The following is a 16,194-nucleotide window of genomic DNA, read 5'->3' on the forward strand; positions in this document are numbered from 1 at the left end:
CCGCTTTTTTAGATTACAAGAAACGCTATTTTTACTTCGTGATGGAAGCCAAATCGATCAGCAGTGTCCAAAACCCTTTGGTAAAAAACATACTGCTATTAAAGGAAAAATCCCGTGAGCGGAAGAAGACCGGGCTTTTTGTGGTGGAGGGACAGCGTGAGCTGGAACTTGCCCAGAAAGGAGGCTATACCTTAACCACCTTTTTGTATTGCCCAGAGATTTGGTCCGATCATCACCTGAAGGATGTACTGGTAAATTCAAAACCTGAAATCATCCAGATTACCCGACCTGTTTATGAGAAAATTGCACACCGGGGCACCACTGAAGGTGTTTTGGGCATCATGAAGGTCAAGGAACACGGATTGGAAAACATCCATTTCAAAAACAAACAACCCTTGGTACTAGTGGCCGAAGCCCCCGAGAAACCAGGGAACATCGGTGCCTTGTTAAGAACCGCCGATGCCGCCGCCGTAGATGCCGTGTTGATTGCCAATCCCAAATCGGACCTGTACAACCCGAATATCATCCGATCCAGTGTAGGCTGCATTTTTACCAATCAAATAGGGATGGGTTCGACGGAAGAAATCATCCAGTTTCTTCAATCGAACCAAATCAAGATTTACTGTGCCGCCCTAACCGCCTCCAAAAACTATGTGGATTGCGATTTTACAGATGCCACCGCCATGGTCATGGGTACCGAAGCGACCGGATTAACGGAGGATTGGCTCCAAAATTCCGACCAAAATATCATTATACCGATGCAGGGCGAAATCGATTCCATGAACGTTTCCGTATCGGCGGCAATACTTATCTTTGAAGCCAAGCGACAACGCGGATTTTAGTCTATGGAAAAAACTGTACTCTTTTATATTATTCTCGCCATCCTTGTTGTCCAATATTTGGTCCACCAATTCTTGGAATACCTCAATGCCAAACGGTTCAAATCCACTTTGCCTCCGGAACTTTCCGATGTTTTTGATGAAAAGGAATACCAAAAGTCGCAGGAGTACAAGCTTGCCAACTATCGTTTTGGGTTGCTTTCGGATGGATTTTCCCTTATATTGACCCTATGCTTTCTGTGGTTCGGCGGTTTTGAGTGGATCGACCAATTGACGCGTTCCATAAGCCAGAATATTATCCCCATGGCCCTGATATTCTTTGGGCTGATCACCTTTGGCAGTGCCATCTTGGGATTGCCATTTTCTTATTACCGCACTTTTGTGATCGAAGAAAAATACGGCTTCAACAAGACCACTAAAAAACTGTTCTTTATGGATAAGATCAAAGGCGGTATACTGACCGCGATATTAGGCGGTGGTATCTTGGCCCTTTTTATATGGTTCTATCAATGGACAGGCCCAAAATTTTGGATCTATACCTGGATCATGGTTGGCGTGGTCATCCTTTTCATCAACCTGTTTTATAGTAGGTTGATCGTGCCGATGTTCAACAAACAGACACCTTTGAATGAGGGCAGTCTAAAAAATGCCATTGAAGGGTACGCCCAAAAAGTCGGCTTTGAACTCAAGAATATTTTCGTAATCGATGGCTCCAAGCGTTCTACCAAGGCCAATGCCTATTTTTCAGGGTTTGGAAAAGAAAAACGGATTACGTTGTTCGACACCTTAATCCATGATCTGGATGAAGAGGAAATTGTGGCCGTTTTGGCACACGAGGTCGGTCATTACAAGAGAAACCATATCATTTTCAACTTGGTGTTGTCTTTAGCTGTAACGGGTTTTACCTTGTACATTCTCTCCCTTTTCATCAATCACCCAGAAATTTCTAAGGCCATTGGAGTAACTACACCAAGTTTCCATGCTGCATTGGTCGGCTTTGCCTTGTTGTACAGTCCCATTTCGGAAATCACAGGTTTGGCTATGAACTATCTGTCCAGAAAGTTCGAATTTCAAGCCGATGATTATGCCAAGAACACCTTTTCGGCAACACCTTTGGTCACATCGTTAAAGAAGTTGTCCAAGAACAGTTTGAGCAACCTAACTCCCCACCCTGCCTACGTTTTCGTACACTATTCCCACCCACCGTTGGTGGAACGCATCCGTAATTTGAAGGCATAGTTTTTGTTGCCCACATAATAAGTTTGTAGTAATTTTAGTATACTATGACAGCCGCTGCTATCGAAAAAGAAAACAAGGAGATTGCCAAGCAATACAAGGAATTGCTTCGCATCAGTTATCAAACCTTGACCGATGAGGACAAGAAGTTGATACGCTCTGCTTTTGACGTGGCCGTGGATGCCCATAAGGACCAACGACGAAAATCAGGTGAGGCCTATATTTTCCATCCCATTGCAGTTGCCAAGATCGTTGCCTCCAAAATTGGATTGGATGCCGTTTCCATAGCGGCTGCGCTCTTGCACGATGTAGTCGAGGACACCCCCTACACCCTTGCCGATATTGAACGGATGTTCGGGGAAACCGTAGCAAAGATTGTGGACGGGCTCACCAAAATTGCCCACCTTAAAAAGGACATGGACATTAGTCAACAGGCAGAGAATTTCAGAAAAATGCTGTTGACTCTCCATGATGATGTGCGAGTAATCATCATCAAAATTGCAGACCGTTACCACAACATGCTCACCATGGATTCCATGCCGGAGCACAAACAAGTGAAAATCGCGTCTGAAACACTCTATATCTATGCCCCGTTGGCACATAGGATAGGGCTTTATAATATCAAGACACATCTTGAGGACCTTGCCTTAAAATACACCGAACCTGAGGTATATAAGGATATTCAGGCCAAAATTGAAGATACGGAAGAAGAGAATTTGGCCTATATCGAAGCGTTTTCCGATGTGATACGAAATTCTCTGGACAAGGAAGGGCTCAACTATTACATCAAAGGCCGTATGAAGTCCATATTCTCCATACGAAGGAAAATGAAGGCCCAGAACGTTTCCTTTGATGAAGTGTACGATAAGTTTGCCATTCGGATCATATACAAATCCGATAGGAAGAACGAAAAATTCCTGGCCTGGAAGATATACTCCATAGTCACAGATCACTTCACCCCCAACCCTGTGCGATTGCGCGATTGGATCACCTCTCCAAAATCTACAGGATACGAGGCCCTTCACATTACCGTGATGGGACCCAAAGGCAAATGGGTAGAAGTGCAGATACGCAGTGAGCGGATGCACGAGATTGCGGAAAAAGGATATGCCGCCCACTTTAAATACAAACATGGAGCCCAAAAGGAACAGGGCATTGAAGAATGGCTCAACAAATTGCAAGAAGCGTTGGAAAGTGCCAATGGCAATGCAGTTGACTTTGTGGAGGAATTCAAACTGAACCTGTACGCCAAAGAAATCTTTGTTTTTACACCGAAAGGAGATTTAAAATCTATGCCCAAAGGAGCTACGGCCCTAGATTTTGCCTTCAACATCCATACAGAAATCGGCATGAAGACCCGTGGGGCCAAGGTCAATGGAAAATTGGTGCCCCTGGGCACACAATTGCGCAGTGGAGACCAAGTAGAAATCATGACTTCGGAAACTGCCAAGCCCAGCCAAAGCTGGTTGGACTATGCCAATACCGCCAGGGCTCGGTCCAAGATCAAATCCTCATTGATGGAGGAGAAGAAAGAAGTGGCCGAGGAAGGTAAAGAGATTCTCCGAAGAAAGCTGAAATCGCAAAAGATCACGCTGAACGAGGATACCGTGAACAAACTGGTGAACTATTTTAAACTAAAGACCAGTTTAGACTTGTTCTACCGGGTAGGTATCGGGGTCATCGACAACGATAAGCTCAAGGATTTTGCTTCTTCCTATCACAATGCCTTTATCAATTTCTTCAAGAACAGGATCCGAAAAACCCCGGTTCCCAAGGATATTGACAAAGATGAAATCACCACCAAGTACGACATGCTCGTTTTTGGCAAGGAAGAAGAACGTCTCAACTATAAACTGTCCCAGTGCTGCAACCCTATCCCAGGGGACGATGTTTTTGGTTTTGTAAGTGTGAATGATGGCATCAAAGTGCACAAGAAAAACTGCCCCAATGCCATTTCATTGCAATCCAATTATGCCTATAGGATCATTAGCGCCAAATGGATAGATTCCACCCAAGAAGAGTTTTCGGTGGATATCGAGATTACGGGCATCGACAACCTCGGCTTGGTGAAGGATATCACCAAAATCATCTCGGAAAACATGCACGTGAACATGCGCAACCTCAACTTTTCGGCAGATGGTGGTACGTTCAAAGGAAAAATCACTTTGGTGGTAAAAAACAACACCATCCTTAAAAAGCTTATAGACAATTTAAAGCAGGTTGAAGGGATCGACAAAGTGACCAGAATTTAATTTTTAGCTGTACCTTTGTGCATTAGCTTAGGTAGAAAGCCATGGATAACAACAAAAATCAGGAAATTGTAAAAAATGTGTTCACCGCATTCCTTGAGGAAAAGGGACACCGCAAGACCCCTGAGCGCTACGCTATTTTACAGGAAATTTACGAAAGTGACGACCATTTTGACGTGGAATCCCTCTACATCAAAATGAAGACCAAAAACTACAGGGTAAGCCGTGCAACCCTCTACAATACCATCGAGTTGTTGTTGGAGTGCAAATTGGTAAGAAAGCACCAGTTTGGTAAAAACCAGGCACAATACGAGAAATCCTATTTTGATCGTCAGCACGACCATGTCATCCTTACCGACACTGGTGAAGTAGTGGAATTTTGTGACCCACGCATCCAATCCATCAAAAAAACGATTGAGGAGGTTTTTGATATCAAGATCAACAACCACTCCTTATATTTCTACGGAACCCGAAACAAAAAAGAAGAAAACCTAACCGAATAATCCACACATTTCATGGTAGATTTATTGCTTGGACTCCAATGGGGAGACGAAGGAAAAGGAAAAATTGTTGATGTACTGACCAAGGAATACGATATCATCGCCAGATTTCAAGGAGGTCCAAATGCCGGGCACACTTTGGAATTTGATGGCATCAAACACGTATTGCACACCATTCCCTCTGGGATTTTCCATAAAAATGCCATCAATATTGTGGGCAATGGCGTGGTCATTGACCCCGTCATCTTTAAAAAGGAATTGGATAACCTTGGAAAGTTCAATATCGATTTCGTATCCAAACTCCTGATTTCCCGAAAGGCCCATCTAATCCTTCCTACGCACCGATTGTTGGATGCCGCTTCGGAAGCTTCCAAGGGGAAGGCCAAGATTGGTTCCACGTTAAAAGGAATCGGCCCGACGTATATGGACAAGACAGGCCGCAACGGTATGCGTGTGGGCGATCTTGAATTTGACGACTGGAAAACGAAATACCGTGCCCTTGCCGATAAGCACGAGGCCATGATCGACTTTTACGATGTGGAAATCGAATACAATCTGGCCGAATTGGAAGCAGAATTCTGTGTCGGGGTCGAAGCTTTGAAGAAATTGACCTTTATCGATAGTGAAGAGTATATTTTCAAGGCACAGGCCGAAGGCAAAAAAATATTGGCAGAAGGTGCCCAAGGTTCTTTGCTCGACATAGACTTTGGAACGTATCCCTATGTTACCTCTTCCAATACCACCGCAGCGGGTGCCTGTACCGGCTTGGGCGTGGCCCCCAACAAGATTGAACGTGTTTTGGGTATTTTCAAGGCATATACCACCCGTGTAGGCAGTGGACCCTTCCCTACCGAGCTTTTTGATGAGGACGGTGCCACCATGGGCCGTGTAGGAAACGAGTTCGGGGCGACCACGGGAAGACCAAGACGTTGTGGTTGGTTGGACCTGGTTGCATTGAAATATGCCGTACAGATCAACGGCGTCACCGAGCTGATGATGATGAAGGCAGACGTGTTGAGCGGGTTCAAGACCATAAAAGTTTGCACTGCCTATGATTACAAAGGTGAAAAAATACAGCACTTGCCTTACAACATCGAAAGTGAGTACGTAACACCGGTATACACCGAGATGAAAGGCTGGGCCAAGGACCTTACAAAACTGACCAAATCGGATGAACTGCCCCCGGCCCTTAACGATTATATCTCCTTTTTGGAAGAGCAGTTGCAGGTGCCTATCAAAATAGTTTCCGTGGGTCCGGACAGACTCCAAACTATCCATAGGTAAACTTCAGTTATTGCTCATTTTTCAGTACCTTTAAGGGTAATTTGATACGGCTTTTTTCAAACCGTAACACACATAATAAATTATCCAAAAACTACTAAAATGAACAAACTGCTGACCCTCCTTTTTTTGGCCGGGACATTGCTTTCCTGTACCGAAAAATCAACTGTTTTAACCGTATCATCTCCCAGCGGGAACAATTCCATAGATTTTCAGGTTACGGACGATGGTGCCCCAATTTATTTGGTGAGCCATAAAGACAAAGTGGTTATTGACACTTCTTCCTTTGGATTTGATTTTAAAGACCAAGAATCCATCAAAAATCATCTTAAAATCACTGGCAGCAGTACAAATACTGTAAACGAGACATGGGAAATGCCTTGGGGTGAACAAAAGGATGTGGTCAACCATTACAACGAGTTGAAGGTGGAACTGGAAGAGACCCAAGCGCCGAACCGAAAAATCAACGTGTATTTCAGGGCCTATGATGACGGTATCGGTTTCCGGTATGAGTTTTTGCCACAGCAAGGCATCGATAGCATCATCATTGTGGATGAAAACACCGAGTTCCAACTAACGGAAGACTACACCTCGTTTTGGATACCCGGGGATTGGGATATTTATGAACATCTGTACAACACCTCCAAAGTTTCGGAAATCGATGCCATAGCCAAAAGGAACAATGCCGACCTGGCCCAGAGCAACATTCCTGAAAACGCAGTGAACACTCCGGTGACCATGCGTTCGAATTCAGGGCTACACCTTAGTTTCCATGAGGCCAACCTCACCGATTATGCAGGTATGACCCTAAAAGTGGACAATGAAACCTTGAAACTGACCAGTGAATTGGTAGGTTCCGACCGTTTGGGATATAAAGTAAAGCGGGCCTTACCCTTCAAAACACCATGGCGTACCATCCAGATTGCGGACAAGGCCACGGAGCTTATCGACTCCAAGCTCATCGTCAATTTGAACGAACCCAATAAGATTGGCGATGTGAGCTGGTTCAAACCCAAAAAATATGTGGGCATTTGGTGGGAGATGCACATTGGTAAATCCACATGGGATTATGCTGCTTCACAAGACATGAATTCCTTTACCACCGATGCCAAACCACATGGAAAACATGGGGCCACAACGGAAAACACCAAACATTATATTGACTTTGCGGCCAAGAACAACATTACTGGCGTACTGGTAGAAGGTTGGAACACCGGATGGGAACATTGGATTGGTTTTGAGGACCGCGAAGGAGTCTTTGATTTTATCACACCCTACCCCGATTATGACTTAGAGGAAGTGACCCGCTACGGAAAGGAAAAGGGAGTGGAACTGATCATGCACCACGAAACTTCCGCAGCCCCCCGCACCTATGAGCAACAACTGGACACCGCGTATCAACTCATGCACAAATTGGGCATCCATTCCGTGAAAACCGGCTATGTGGGCAAAATCATACCCAAAGGGGAATACCATCATGGACAATGGATGGTGAACCATTACCGAAAAGTGGTGGAAACCGGAGCCAAGTACCAAGTGGCCGTAAACGCCCACGAACCCATAAAGGCAACTGGCCTCCGACGTACCTACCCCAACGTGATTGCTCGGGAAGGGCTTCGTGGGCAGGAATTCAACGCCTGGGCTTCTGATGGTGGTAATCCCCCGGAGCATTTACCCATTGTGGCTTTTACTAGAATGTTGGCCGGCCCAATAGATTTCACACCTGGTGTGTTTGACATTGCCCTGCCCACCAAACCCAATAACCAGATCAACACCACCTTGGCACAACAACTGGCTTTATACGTGGTCATTTACAGCCCCATTCAAATGGCATGTGACCTCCCCGAAAATTATGAGAACCAACCCGCGTTCCAGTTTATTAGAGATGTGGGGGTGGATTGGGACAAAACTGTTGTTCTGAATGGTGAAGTGGGTGATTTTGTGACCATTGCCCGTAAAGAAAGGGAAACAGGCAACTGGTTTGTGGGTGGTATTACCGACGAAAATGCCAGGGACATTGATATTGATTTTGAATTTTTGGATGACGGGGTCGACTATGAAGCGATCATCTATAAAGATGCTGCGGATGCGAATTATAAGGAGAACCCCACAGCAATATCCATTGAAAATATTGATGTGAAAAAGGGATCCACTTTGTCGGTTCATTTGGCAGAGGGGGGTGGTTTTGCTATCAGTTTAATAAAGAAAACCAAATCCTAGACACTTATACAGTGACCTAGGTCACTTTACAAAAATGGGGGTATCCTTAACTTTGAACTCTATAAAAAGTATTTCAACAATATCAAATTAAACAATAATACAAATGGCAAGTAATCTAAATCTAATAGGACTTGATAAAAAAGCATCCCAAGAATTGTCCGAAAAACTGAACGAGTTGTTGGCCAACTATCAGATTTTCTACATGAATGCCCGTGGATTCCATTGGAACATCAAAGGCGAGAAATTCTTCGAACTACATATGAAGTTTGAGGAACTGTACAACGATTCCTTGATCAAAGTCGACGAAATAGCAGAACGTATTTTAACCTTAGGATACACTCCTTTACACACCTATGCAGACTATTCGTCTCTTTCTAAAATAAAGGCTGCTAAAAATATTTCGAACGGCAAGGAAGCCATTCAAAAAATACTGGAAGGCTATGAGGTATTGCTTCCTTTGGAGCGTGAACTTCTGGAAATGTCCGGTGATTCCAATGATGAAGGTACCAATGCCCTCATGAGCGATTATATCAGGGAACAGGAAAAATTGATTTGGATGTATTCGGCCTATCTGAACCAATAGGCCAAAATAGTACGGTTTCCCTGTAATTCACAAACCTTTCTAAAGGATTGATGCCACTTTGCCCAAAAATCCTACTTTTGGGCAAAATTCCATGGATTTGAAAAGAATTTCTTTTTTGATACTGGTGCTTTCCTTTTTGGGAACCATGGCCCAGCAAAAAGAACCAAAAACCGAGGGTAGACAGATCAACATCGTCTATGGGGCCAATTTTACCAAGGATGAGGACCAATTTCCGGGTGCATCCATATTTAGCCGGGATGATGACCATCAGGTTCAATTTGAACATCAAGGTGCCGACCTTTGGTGCGATATTGCCATTTTCTATACGGAAGAGAATAAACTAAAAGCCATTGGGAACATACGCATGCAACAGGGCGATTCCATAGAAATGAACAGTGGCAAGATGGATTATGACGGTAACACCAAACTGGCCAAGGCATGGGAAAAAGTGGATTTGACAAACGGGCAGATGACATTGACCACCGATACCCTGTACTTTGATCGAGAAAACCAGAAAGCCTACTACAATTCGGGTGGGAAAGTCGTGGATTCTGCCAACGTTTTGACCAGTAAAGTGGGGACCTATTTCATGACCCCTAAAAAGTATCAGTTCCAAAGAAATGTGCACATAGACAATCCGGATTATATTGTTGATTCGGAGCAATTGGACTACTACACCACTTCCAAAAACGCTTATATGTACGGTCCATCCACCATAGTTGGAAAAGACTACAAGATCTATTGCGAACGAGGTTTTTATGATACCAAGATCGAGCAGGGCTATGGCATTAAAAATACCCGCATTGATTACGACAACAAGATCATTCAGGGTGATAGCCTCTATTTTGACAAAATCACGGAGTTTGCTTCCGCCACCAACAACATCAAGATTACGGATACCATCAACAATGGGGTGATCAAGGCCCACTACGCCGAGGTACATAAGGCCAAGGATTCCGTTTTTGCCACCAAAAGGGCCGTTTCCATCAGTCTAGTCCAAAAAGATTCCCTGTATATGCATGGGGACACCTTGATGGTCACCGGCAAGGAGGAACACAGGATATTGAGGGCCTTCAGGAACGCCAAATTCTACAAGACCGATCTAAGCGGAAAATGTGATTCCATCCATTTTGATGAGTCCACAGGTATTACCCAACTGATCAAGGACCCCATCCTCTGGAATGTGGACAACCAGATCACGGGGGACAGCATCCACCTGATTTCTGATATGGAAACCGAAAAACTGGATTCCTTAAAGGTCATCGAGAACGCATTCATCATTTCCCTCGATACCATTAGTGGTATAGGGTACAATCAAGCTAAAGGAAAGAACCTCTTTGGTAAGTTCATTGAAAATGAGCTAAAAATCATTGACCTGGTCAGTAATACCGAAGTCATCTATTACGTGTACAATGACGACGAGGAGTTGATTGGCATAGATAAGACCATTTGTAGTAAAATCCGACTGTTGATGGCCAATAACGATATGGAGGATATCACTTTCTTCGTAAACCCGGATGGCGATATTTTCCCTGAAACGGATTTACCTGTGGAGAGCAGAAAACTTAAAGGTTTTGTTTGGCGTGGTGATGAACGGATCATGTCCAAGGATGAAATTTTTGATGAGGACGACAACAATATCCAATTGGTGAAGATACGAGGCATAGACAATCCCATCGATATTGATGCAGAGGAAGAAGAACGTCAAAACAACGAGAACGACCCCGTGAATGCCAAGGCAAATACAAAGGCCGTAAGACCCAAGCTACCAACGGTCAAAAAAAAGGCACAGACCCCATAAATGCAGAAAGAAGACTTTTTCACATACCAAGCACAGACTTCTCCACATCCCTTGGGCTTAGAGGTTTCCCGAGCCAAGGGAAGTTACATCTATGACCAAGAGGGCAATGCCCATTTGGATTTTGTGGCCGGGGTATCTGCTTGCGGATTGGGTCATTGCCATCCTAGGGTGGTAGAAGCCATCAAAACCCAAGTGGATCAGTATATGCATGTTATGGTCTATGGGGAATATGTGCAGCAACCCGCCGTGGAGTTTGCCAAATTATTGGCCTCCCTCCTTCCAAAAAAATTGGAGACTACCTACTTAGTCAATTCGGGTACTGAAGCCATGGAAGGGGCCTTAAAATTGGCCAGAAGACATACGGGAAGATCTCAAATCATTGCTGCCAACCGAGCCTATCACGGAAATACTACGGGCAGTTTAAGTTTGATGGGGTTTGAAGAACGAAAAAGTGCCTTCAGGCCGTTAATGCCGGATATTCGCTTTATCGACTTCAACTCCGAGCAAGATCTGGAAAAGATCACGGAAAAGACCGCTGGTGTTGTTTTGGAAACAATTCAAGGGGGTGCGGGATTCATCCTTCCACAAAATGGCTATCTGGAAAAGGTAAGAAAACGTTGTGACGACGTTGGCGCCCTGTTGATCTTGGACGAGATCCAACCAGGCTTTGGTAGAACGGGCAAACTTTTTGCCTTTCAACATTTCAATTGCGCACCCGATATTTTGGTCATTGGCAAAGGCATGGCCTCTGGATTACCTGTTGGCGCTTTTGTGGCGAGTAAGGATATGATGGCCGACCTACAGGACCATCCCAAGTTCGGACACATCACCACTTTTGGGGGAAATCCTGTCATAGCGGCTGCCAGTTTGGCAACTTTACGTGAGATTACCGAAACGGAGCTCATTCCACAGACCCTAGAGAAAGAAAAACTGTTCCGGAAGCTTTTGGTACATCCTTTGATTAAAGAGATTAGAGGCAAGGGATTAATGCTCGCCCTCATCATGGAAAGCAAGGAAGTGGCCGATTATTTGGTCCTTGAAGCGGCTAAAAATGGACTGATTCTCTTTTGGTTGTTATTTGAGACGAGAGCGGTACGAATATCGCCTCCATTGACCATTTCTATGAAAGAAATTGAGAAAGGTTGCGACAAAATACTAGCCATTTTAAACAGCTATAAACCCGACGCTGTTAACTAATTTGTTGATAACATACCCAAATTTTGGACTTAATAAGGTAGGCAAAGGGTTAATTTTAAGTCCATAGTTAAACCAAAAACGTTCCTATGGCGTTAGATTCTAACGAATATCCTGACAAATCCATTAGCAAATTCGAGTCCATGCTGAAGACGGATGACGTCTATTTCTTCGACGCGGAGGACTTTGAAGAGATCATCCACCACTACCTCAACAACGGCAAAATCTCCTTGGGAAAAAAGGCCATTCAAATTGGTTTGGAACAACACCCAAATTCCCTTGAACTTAAACTATTGCAGGTAGAGGTATTGGCCTTTGAGGACAAATTCGATGCTGCCGAAAAGCTATTGGACGAAATCCAGAACATCGATGCCCACAATGAAGAAATCTACATTCAAAGGGCAAACATCCAATCCAAACAGGACAACCACCAAGAAGCTGTAAACTTGCTCTTGGAGGCTTTGCATTTAACGGACGACACTTTTGATATCCATTCCCTTTTGGGCATGGAATACCTGTTTATGGACGATTATGAAAGGGCCAAGACCAGCTTTATGAAATGTGTGGAGTTTGATGACAGTGATTATTCTTCGTTGTACAATGTGGTCTATTGTTTTGAGTTCTTAGAGGATTTTGATGGAGCCATACATTATCTGAACGATTATTTGGAGAGAAATCCCTATTCCGAAGTGGCTTGGCACCAGTTGGGGAAAATGTACTATGCCATGGACATGTACCCAGAGGCGCTCACTGCGTTTGATTTTGCCGTGATTTCCGACGATACCTTCATCGGGGCATACTTCGAAAAAGGCAAAGTGTTGGAAAAATTGGGTCGCTATAACGAGGCCATCGAAAATTACGAATCCACCATATCAATAGAAGACCCTACCTCCCATGCTTTCCTAAGACTTGGAAAATGTCATGAAAAATTAGGAAACTATGATCTGGCCAAATATTACTACTACCAAACCGTTCACGAAGACCCTTTGTTGGACAAGGGCTGGTTGGCGATTACCGATTTTCACTATAGACAAAAAAACTACGAAAAGGCATTGTACTACATCAACAAGGCCATAAATATTGATGGGGAAAACCCATTGTACTGGAAAAAAGCTGCCAAGATTTATTTTGCCATGGACAATTTGGATGAGGCTGATTTTGCCTACAAACAAGCTGTGGACCTGGGCAACTATGAATTGGAAACCTGGAAGAATTGGTCGGAAGTCCTGAAGAGGATCGGTGATTTTGACTCATCCATACAGGTTCTGCTCCAAGGGCTGGAATTTTATCCCGACAGTGCCGTGCTCACCTATAAATTGGCAGGTATCCACCTCAAGAACAACGACATTGCCGAAGCAAAAAAAGCCTTGTCCGACGCCATGGAAATGGATATGGGCAAATTACAGTTGTTTGATGAAGAATTTCCAGAATTCAGCGAAGTAAAATGGGTAAAGGCATTGGTTTCCAAAATCAAGAAAACCGCCAAATAAACATCCCGTTGTTTATCTTTGCCGCATGAAATCACGCCGTTTACTGGATTATATTTTCGTTACCCTTAAGGGTATGGCCATGGGTGCCGCTGATGTGGTCCCAGGAGTTTCCGGAGGTACCATCGCGTTCATCTCAGGAATTTATGAAGAGTTGATCACTTCCATCAACAACATTAATCTCTCATTGTTTACCATTCTCCGAAAAGAAGGCATTAAAGCTGCTTGGAACCAGATCAATGGTAACTTTTTGATTTCCCTTTTTGTTGGCATATTCATCAGTGTGCTTTCCTTGGCGAAATTTTTGAGTTGGCTGTTGGAAAACGAACCTGTCCTGCTTTGGTCCTTTTTCTTTGGTTTGGTAGTGGCCAGTATTTTCTTCGTGGGAAAGGAAATCACCAAGTGGAACCCGGGAACCGTAATCGTTTTGGTCCTTGGAGCCCTGTTGGCCTTTTTTATCACGGAACTGCCCGTAAGCGAGAACTCCGATAGCCTCCCCTATCTCTTCATGTCAGGTGCCCTGGCCATTTGCGCTATGATCCTACCTGGCATCTCAGGAGCCTTCATTTTGGTACTTTTGGGCTCCTACAAGACCATTTTGGATGCAGTCCACGAAAGAGACATCAAGATTGTAGCAACGGTTGGCCTCGGAGCAATTGTTGGATTGTTGAGCTTTGCCAGATTGCTGAAATGGATGTTCAACCATTATAAAAATATCACCTTGGCTTTGCTGACCGGCTTCATTTTGGGTTCCCTCAACAAAATATGGCCTTGGAAAAAAGTTTTGGAAACCAAGGTTTTTGGTGAAAAAGTTGTAGTAGTAGACGACATGAACGTATGGCCCGGTGCTTTTGAGGGGGACAACAAATTAATGCTCGCCATTATCCTAGCCATCATAGGTTTTTCACTTATTTTTATCCTGGAAAAGGCAGCTTCCAAAAAATAGGATAAACATAAGTGCCCATGCATCAACCTAGAACATTTCTGGACAATTTCTTTTTGGTCATCAAAGGGCTTTGTATGGGTGCGGCCAATAAGGTTCCAGGAGTTTCAGGTGGTATTGTGGCCTTTGTGGGCGGTTTTTACGAAGAGTTTATCTATTCCTTGCAAAAACTCAACTCCAAAGCCCTCAAATTGTTGTTCAACGGGCGTTTCAAGAGTTTTTATCAATACACCAATGCCCAGTTTTTGGCCCTCTTGATCTTTGGAATGTTGGTAAGCTATTTTAGCGTGTCTAGGATTTTGGATTATTTTTTGGACCGGAACGAGACTTTGGTTTGGGCCACTTTCTTTGGTATGGTGGTCGGGTCCATTTATCATATCGGAAAAGATTTTGAGCCATGGAACCAACGGACCATTCCGGCCGGTATTCTTGGACTGATCATCGGGATATCCATCAGTTTTTTGAACCCTGCAAAGGAAAACGACAATTTGTTGTTCATCTTTTTCTGTGGAATCATCAGTGTCTCGGGGATGACGCTCCCTGGGCTTTCCGGGTCGTTCATTTTGATTCTCTTTGGAAACTATGTGTTGCTTCTGGTAGATTCGGTCAACGCCCTTTACGATACCTTCTCCGATATTTTTTCAGGGGATTTTGACTTTTTCAAGGATGCCGAACGCATGCAGACCCTAAAGATTTTGGCCATTTTTACCCTGGGTTCCGCAACGGGGCTGGTCACCTTTTCGCATTTGCTCAGTTATGTACTCAAGCATTTCAAGGCCACAACCACGGCCGTGATCCTTGGTTTTATTACTGGGTCGTTGGGGGTACTATGGCCTTGGAAACGAACCATTTTTAAAACGGATGGCACTGGTATCCCTTTGTTGGATTCCAATGGCGACAAAATCATCCTCAACTACCAAAGGTACCTTCCCCATATAGGGGATGGCGAAACTTGGTGGGCCATACTTTTCATTTTCCTTGGAATTTTGGTATTATTGGTATTGGATTGGTATGGAAACAACAGAAAAGAAAACAAACAGGTTCGGGCTGCTCGGTAGGAACATCTCCTATTCCTTTTCGCAAGGCTATTTCACCCAAAAGTTCAAGGATTTGGGACTGAACAGATATAGTTACGAAAATTTCGATATCCAAAGGATAGAAGAGCTGGAAATTGTGCTTTCCCAAAGTGACATCAAAGGCTTGAACGTGACCATTCCCTACAAAGAAGAAGTGATTCCCTTTTTGGATGAATTGGATGCCAAGGCAGAAAAAATAGGGGCCGTGAACACCATCAACATCACCAAAAATGGATTGAAAGGTTTTAACACTGATGCATACGGTTTTCAAAAATCATTGGAGCCTTTTTTAAAATCCCACCATACCAAGGCATTGATCTTGGGTACCGGTGGTGCCTCCAAGGCCGTTCGGTTTGTACTGGATGAATTGGGCATAGCCAACACCTATGTTTCCCGACAAAAAAAAGCAAGCCAGTTTTCCTATGATGAACTTGACAGGAAAGTCATTGAAGGCCACACCTTGATCATCAACTGCACCCCCTTGGGCACTTACCCCAACATTGCCGAAAAACCCAACATCCCCTATCAATTTCTCAACAAGGACCATTTGCTCTACGATTTGATCTACAACCCTGAAAAAACCACTTTTTTGACCTTGGGTGAGGAACGTGGGGCCAGCATTTGCAATGGGCTTCAAATGTTGAAGCTACAAGCCGAAAAAGCTTGGGAAATCTGGAACACTCCCTAAAAAAGTACGATCGATAAAAGGATTGGGCCAATCCGTACATCAAAAATCATAGGCAAAAGAAGAATCGGTACTTTTGCAATTAGACAATTTAATTTTG

General features: G+C 44.1%; 13 protein-coding genes. All 13 read left to right on the forward strand.

Annotated features, from left to right (window positions below):
• Positions 1–41 precede the first annotated feature (41 nt).
• The gene (locus tag D2V05_RS06790; protein WP_119646922.1) at positions 42–842 is read left to right on the forward strand and encodes a TrmH family RNA methyltransferase; all 801 of its coding nucleotides are present in this window, start codon (positions 42–44) and stop codon (positions 840–842) included.
• Positions 843–845: 3 nt separating this feature from the next.
• Positions 846–2,078 carry a M48 family metallopeptidase gene (locus D2V05_RS06795; protein WP_119646925.1) on the forward strand — a complete coding sequence of 411 codons (1,233 nt, stop codon included), beginning with the start codon at positions 846–848 and terminating at the stop codon, positions 2,076–2,078.
• A gap of 44 nt (positions 2,079–2,122) precedes the next feature.
• Positions 2,123–4,327 (forward strand): RelA/SpoT family protein, encoded by a 2,205-nt coding sequence (locus tag D2V05_RS06800; RefSeq protein ID WP_119646927.1) that lies wholly within the window; start codon positions 2,123–2,125, stop codon positions 4,325–4,327.
• Positions 4,328–4,368: 41 nt separating this feature from the next.
• The gene (locus D2V05_RS06805; protein ID WP_119640753.1) at positions 4,369–4,827 is read left to right on the forward strand and encodes a Fur family transcriptional regulator; all 459 of its coding nucleotides are present in this window, start codon (positions 4,369–4,371) and stop codon (positions 4,825–4,827) included.
• Between the two features lie 12 nt (positions 4,828–4,839).
• Positions 4,840–6,108, forward strand: coding sequence for an adenylosuccinate synthase (locus D2V05_RS06810; protein WP_119646929.1), 1,269 nt, complete (start codon positions 4,840–4,842; stop codon positions 6,106–6,108).
• A 99-nt stretch (positions 6,109–6,207) separates the two neighbouring features.
• A complete protein-coding gene (locus tag D2V05_RS06815) occupies positions 6,208–8,325 on the forward strand; it encodes a glycoside hydrolase family 97 protein (RefSeq protein WP_119646932.1) in 2,118 nt (705 codons plus the stop codon).
• 103 nt (positions 8,326–8,428) lie between these two features.
• Positions 8,429–8,908, forward strand: coding sequence for a Dps family protein (locus D2V05_RS06820; RefSeq protein ID WP_119646935.1), 480 nt, complete (start codon positions 8,429–8,431; stop codon positions 8,906–8,908).
• A gap of 91 nt (positions 8,909–8,999) precedes the next feature.
• Entirely contained in the window at positions 9,000–10,709 is a 1,710-nt protein-coding gene (locus D2V05_RS06825; protein WP_119647127.1) for an OstA-like protein, read from the forward strand.
• Complete coding sequence (locus D2V05_RS06830) at positions 10,710–11,906, forward strand: aspartate aminotransferase family protein (protein ID WP_119646937.1); 1,197 nt, start codon at positions 10,710–10,712, stop codon at positions 11,904–11,906. It abuts the gene before it with no gap.
• A gap of 86 nt (positions 11,907–11,992) precedes the next feature.
• Positions 11,993–13,393 (forward strand): tetratricopeptide repeat protein, encoded by a 1,401-nt coding sequence (locus D2V05_RS06835; RefSeq protein ID WP_119646939.1) that lies wholly within the window; start codon positions 11,993–11,995, stop codon positions 13,391–13,393.
• Between the two features lie 25 nt (positions 13,394–13,418).
• Positions 13,419–14,336 carry a polyprenyl-phosphate transporter gene (locus tag D2V05_RS06840; RefSeq protein WP_119646941.1) on the forward strand — a complete coding sequence of 306 codons (918 nt, stop codon included), beginning with the start codon at positions 13,419–13,421 and terminating at the stop codon, positions 14,334–14,336.
• Positions 14,337–14,353: 17 nt separating this feature from the next.
• On the forward strand, positions 14,354–15,391 hold the full coding sequence (locus D2V05_RS06845) for a DUF368 domain-containing protein (protein ID WP_119646943.1): 1,038 nt from the start codon (positions 14,354–14,356) through the stop codon (positions 15,389–15,391).
• Positions 15,345–16,097 carry a shikimate dehydrogenase family protein gene (locus D2V05_RS06850; protein ID WP_119646945.1) on the forward strand — a complete coding sequence of 251 codons (753 nt, stop codon included), beginning with the start codon at positions 15,345–15,347 and terminating at the stop codon, positions 16,095–16,097. The genes D2V05_RS06845 and D2V05_RS06850 overlap by 47 nt, the downstream gene beginning before the upstream one ends.
• Positions 16,098–16,194 lie beyond the last annotated feature (97 nt).

The sequence above is a fragment of the Flagellimonas pelagia genome (assembly GCF_003584135.1).
In the GTDB taxonomy this organism is placed as follows: domain Bacteria; phylum Bacteroidota; class Bacteroidia; order Flavobacteriales; family Flavobacteriaceae; genus Flagellimonas; species Flagellimonas pelagia.

What these genes read in the sequence shown, in the direction of transcription:
- D2V05_RS06825 (WP_119647127.1), top strand. Translation starts at nt 9,000, where the DNA reads ATGGATTTGAAAAGAATTTCTTTTTTGATACTGGTGCTTTCCTTTTTG.
- D2V05_RS06835 (WP_119646939.1), top strand. Translation starts at nt 11,993, where the DNA reads ATGGCGTTAGATTCTAACGAATATCCTGACAAATCCATTAGCAAATTC.
- D2V05_RS06840 (WP_119646941.1), top strand. Translation starts at nt 13,419, where the DNA reads ATGAAATCACGCCGTTTACTGGATTATATTTTCGTTACCCTTAAGGGT.
- D2V05_RS06820 (WP_119646935.1), top strand. Translation starts at nt 8,429, where the DNA reads ATGGCAAGTAATCTAAATCTAATAGGACTTGATAAAAAAGCATCCCAA.
- D2V05_RS06790 (WP_119646922.1), top strand. Translation starts at nt 42, where the DNA reads ATGGAAGCCAAATCGATCAGCAGTGTCCAAAACCCTTTGGTAAAAAAC.
- D2V05_RS06805 (WP_119640753.1), top strand. Translation starts at nt 4,369, where the DNA reads ATGGATAACAACAAAAATCAGGAAATTGTAAAAAATGTGTTCACCGCA.
- D2V05_RS06815 (WP_119646932.1), top strand. Translation starts at nt 6,208, where the DNA reads ATGAACAAACTGCTGACCCTCCTTTTTTTGGCCGGGACATTGCTTTCC.
- D2V05_RS06850 (WP_119646945.1), top strand. Translation starts at nt 15,345, where the DNA reads ATGGAAACAACAGAAAAGAAAACAAACAGGTTCGGGCTGCTCGGTAGG.
- D2V05_RS06845 (WP_119646943.1), top strand. Translation starts at nt 14,354, where the DNA reads ATGCATCAACCTAGAACATTTCTGGACAATTTCTTTTTGGTCATCAAA.
- D2V05_RS06800 (WP_119646927.1), top strand. Translation starts at nt 2,123, where the DNA reads ATGACAGCCGCTGCTATCGAAAAAGAAAACAAGGAGATTGCCAAGCAA.
- D2V05_RS06795 (WP_119646925.1), top strand. Translation starts at nt 846, where the DNA reads ATGGAAAAAACTGTACTCTTTTATATTATTCTCGCCATCCTTGTTGTC.
- D2V05_RS06830 (WP_119646937.1), top strand. Translation starts at nt 10,710, where the DNA reads ATGCAGAAAGAAGACTTTTTCACATACCAAGCACAGACTTCTCCACAT.
- D2V05_RS06810 (WP_119646929.1), top strand. Translation starts at nt 4,840, where the DNA reads ATGGTAGATTTATTGCTTGGACTCCAATGGGGAGACGAAGGAAAAGGA.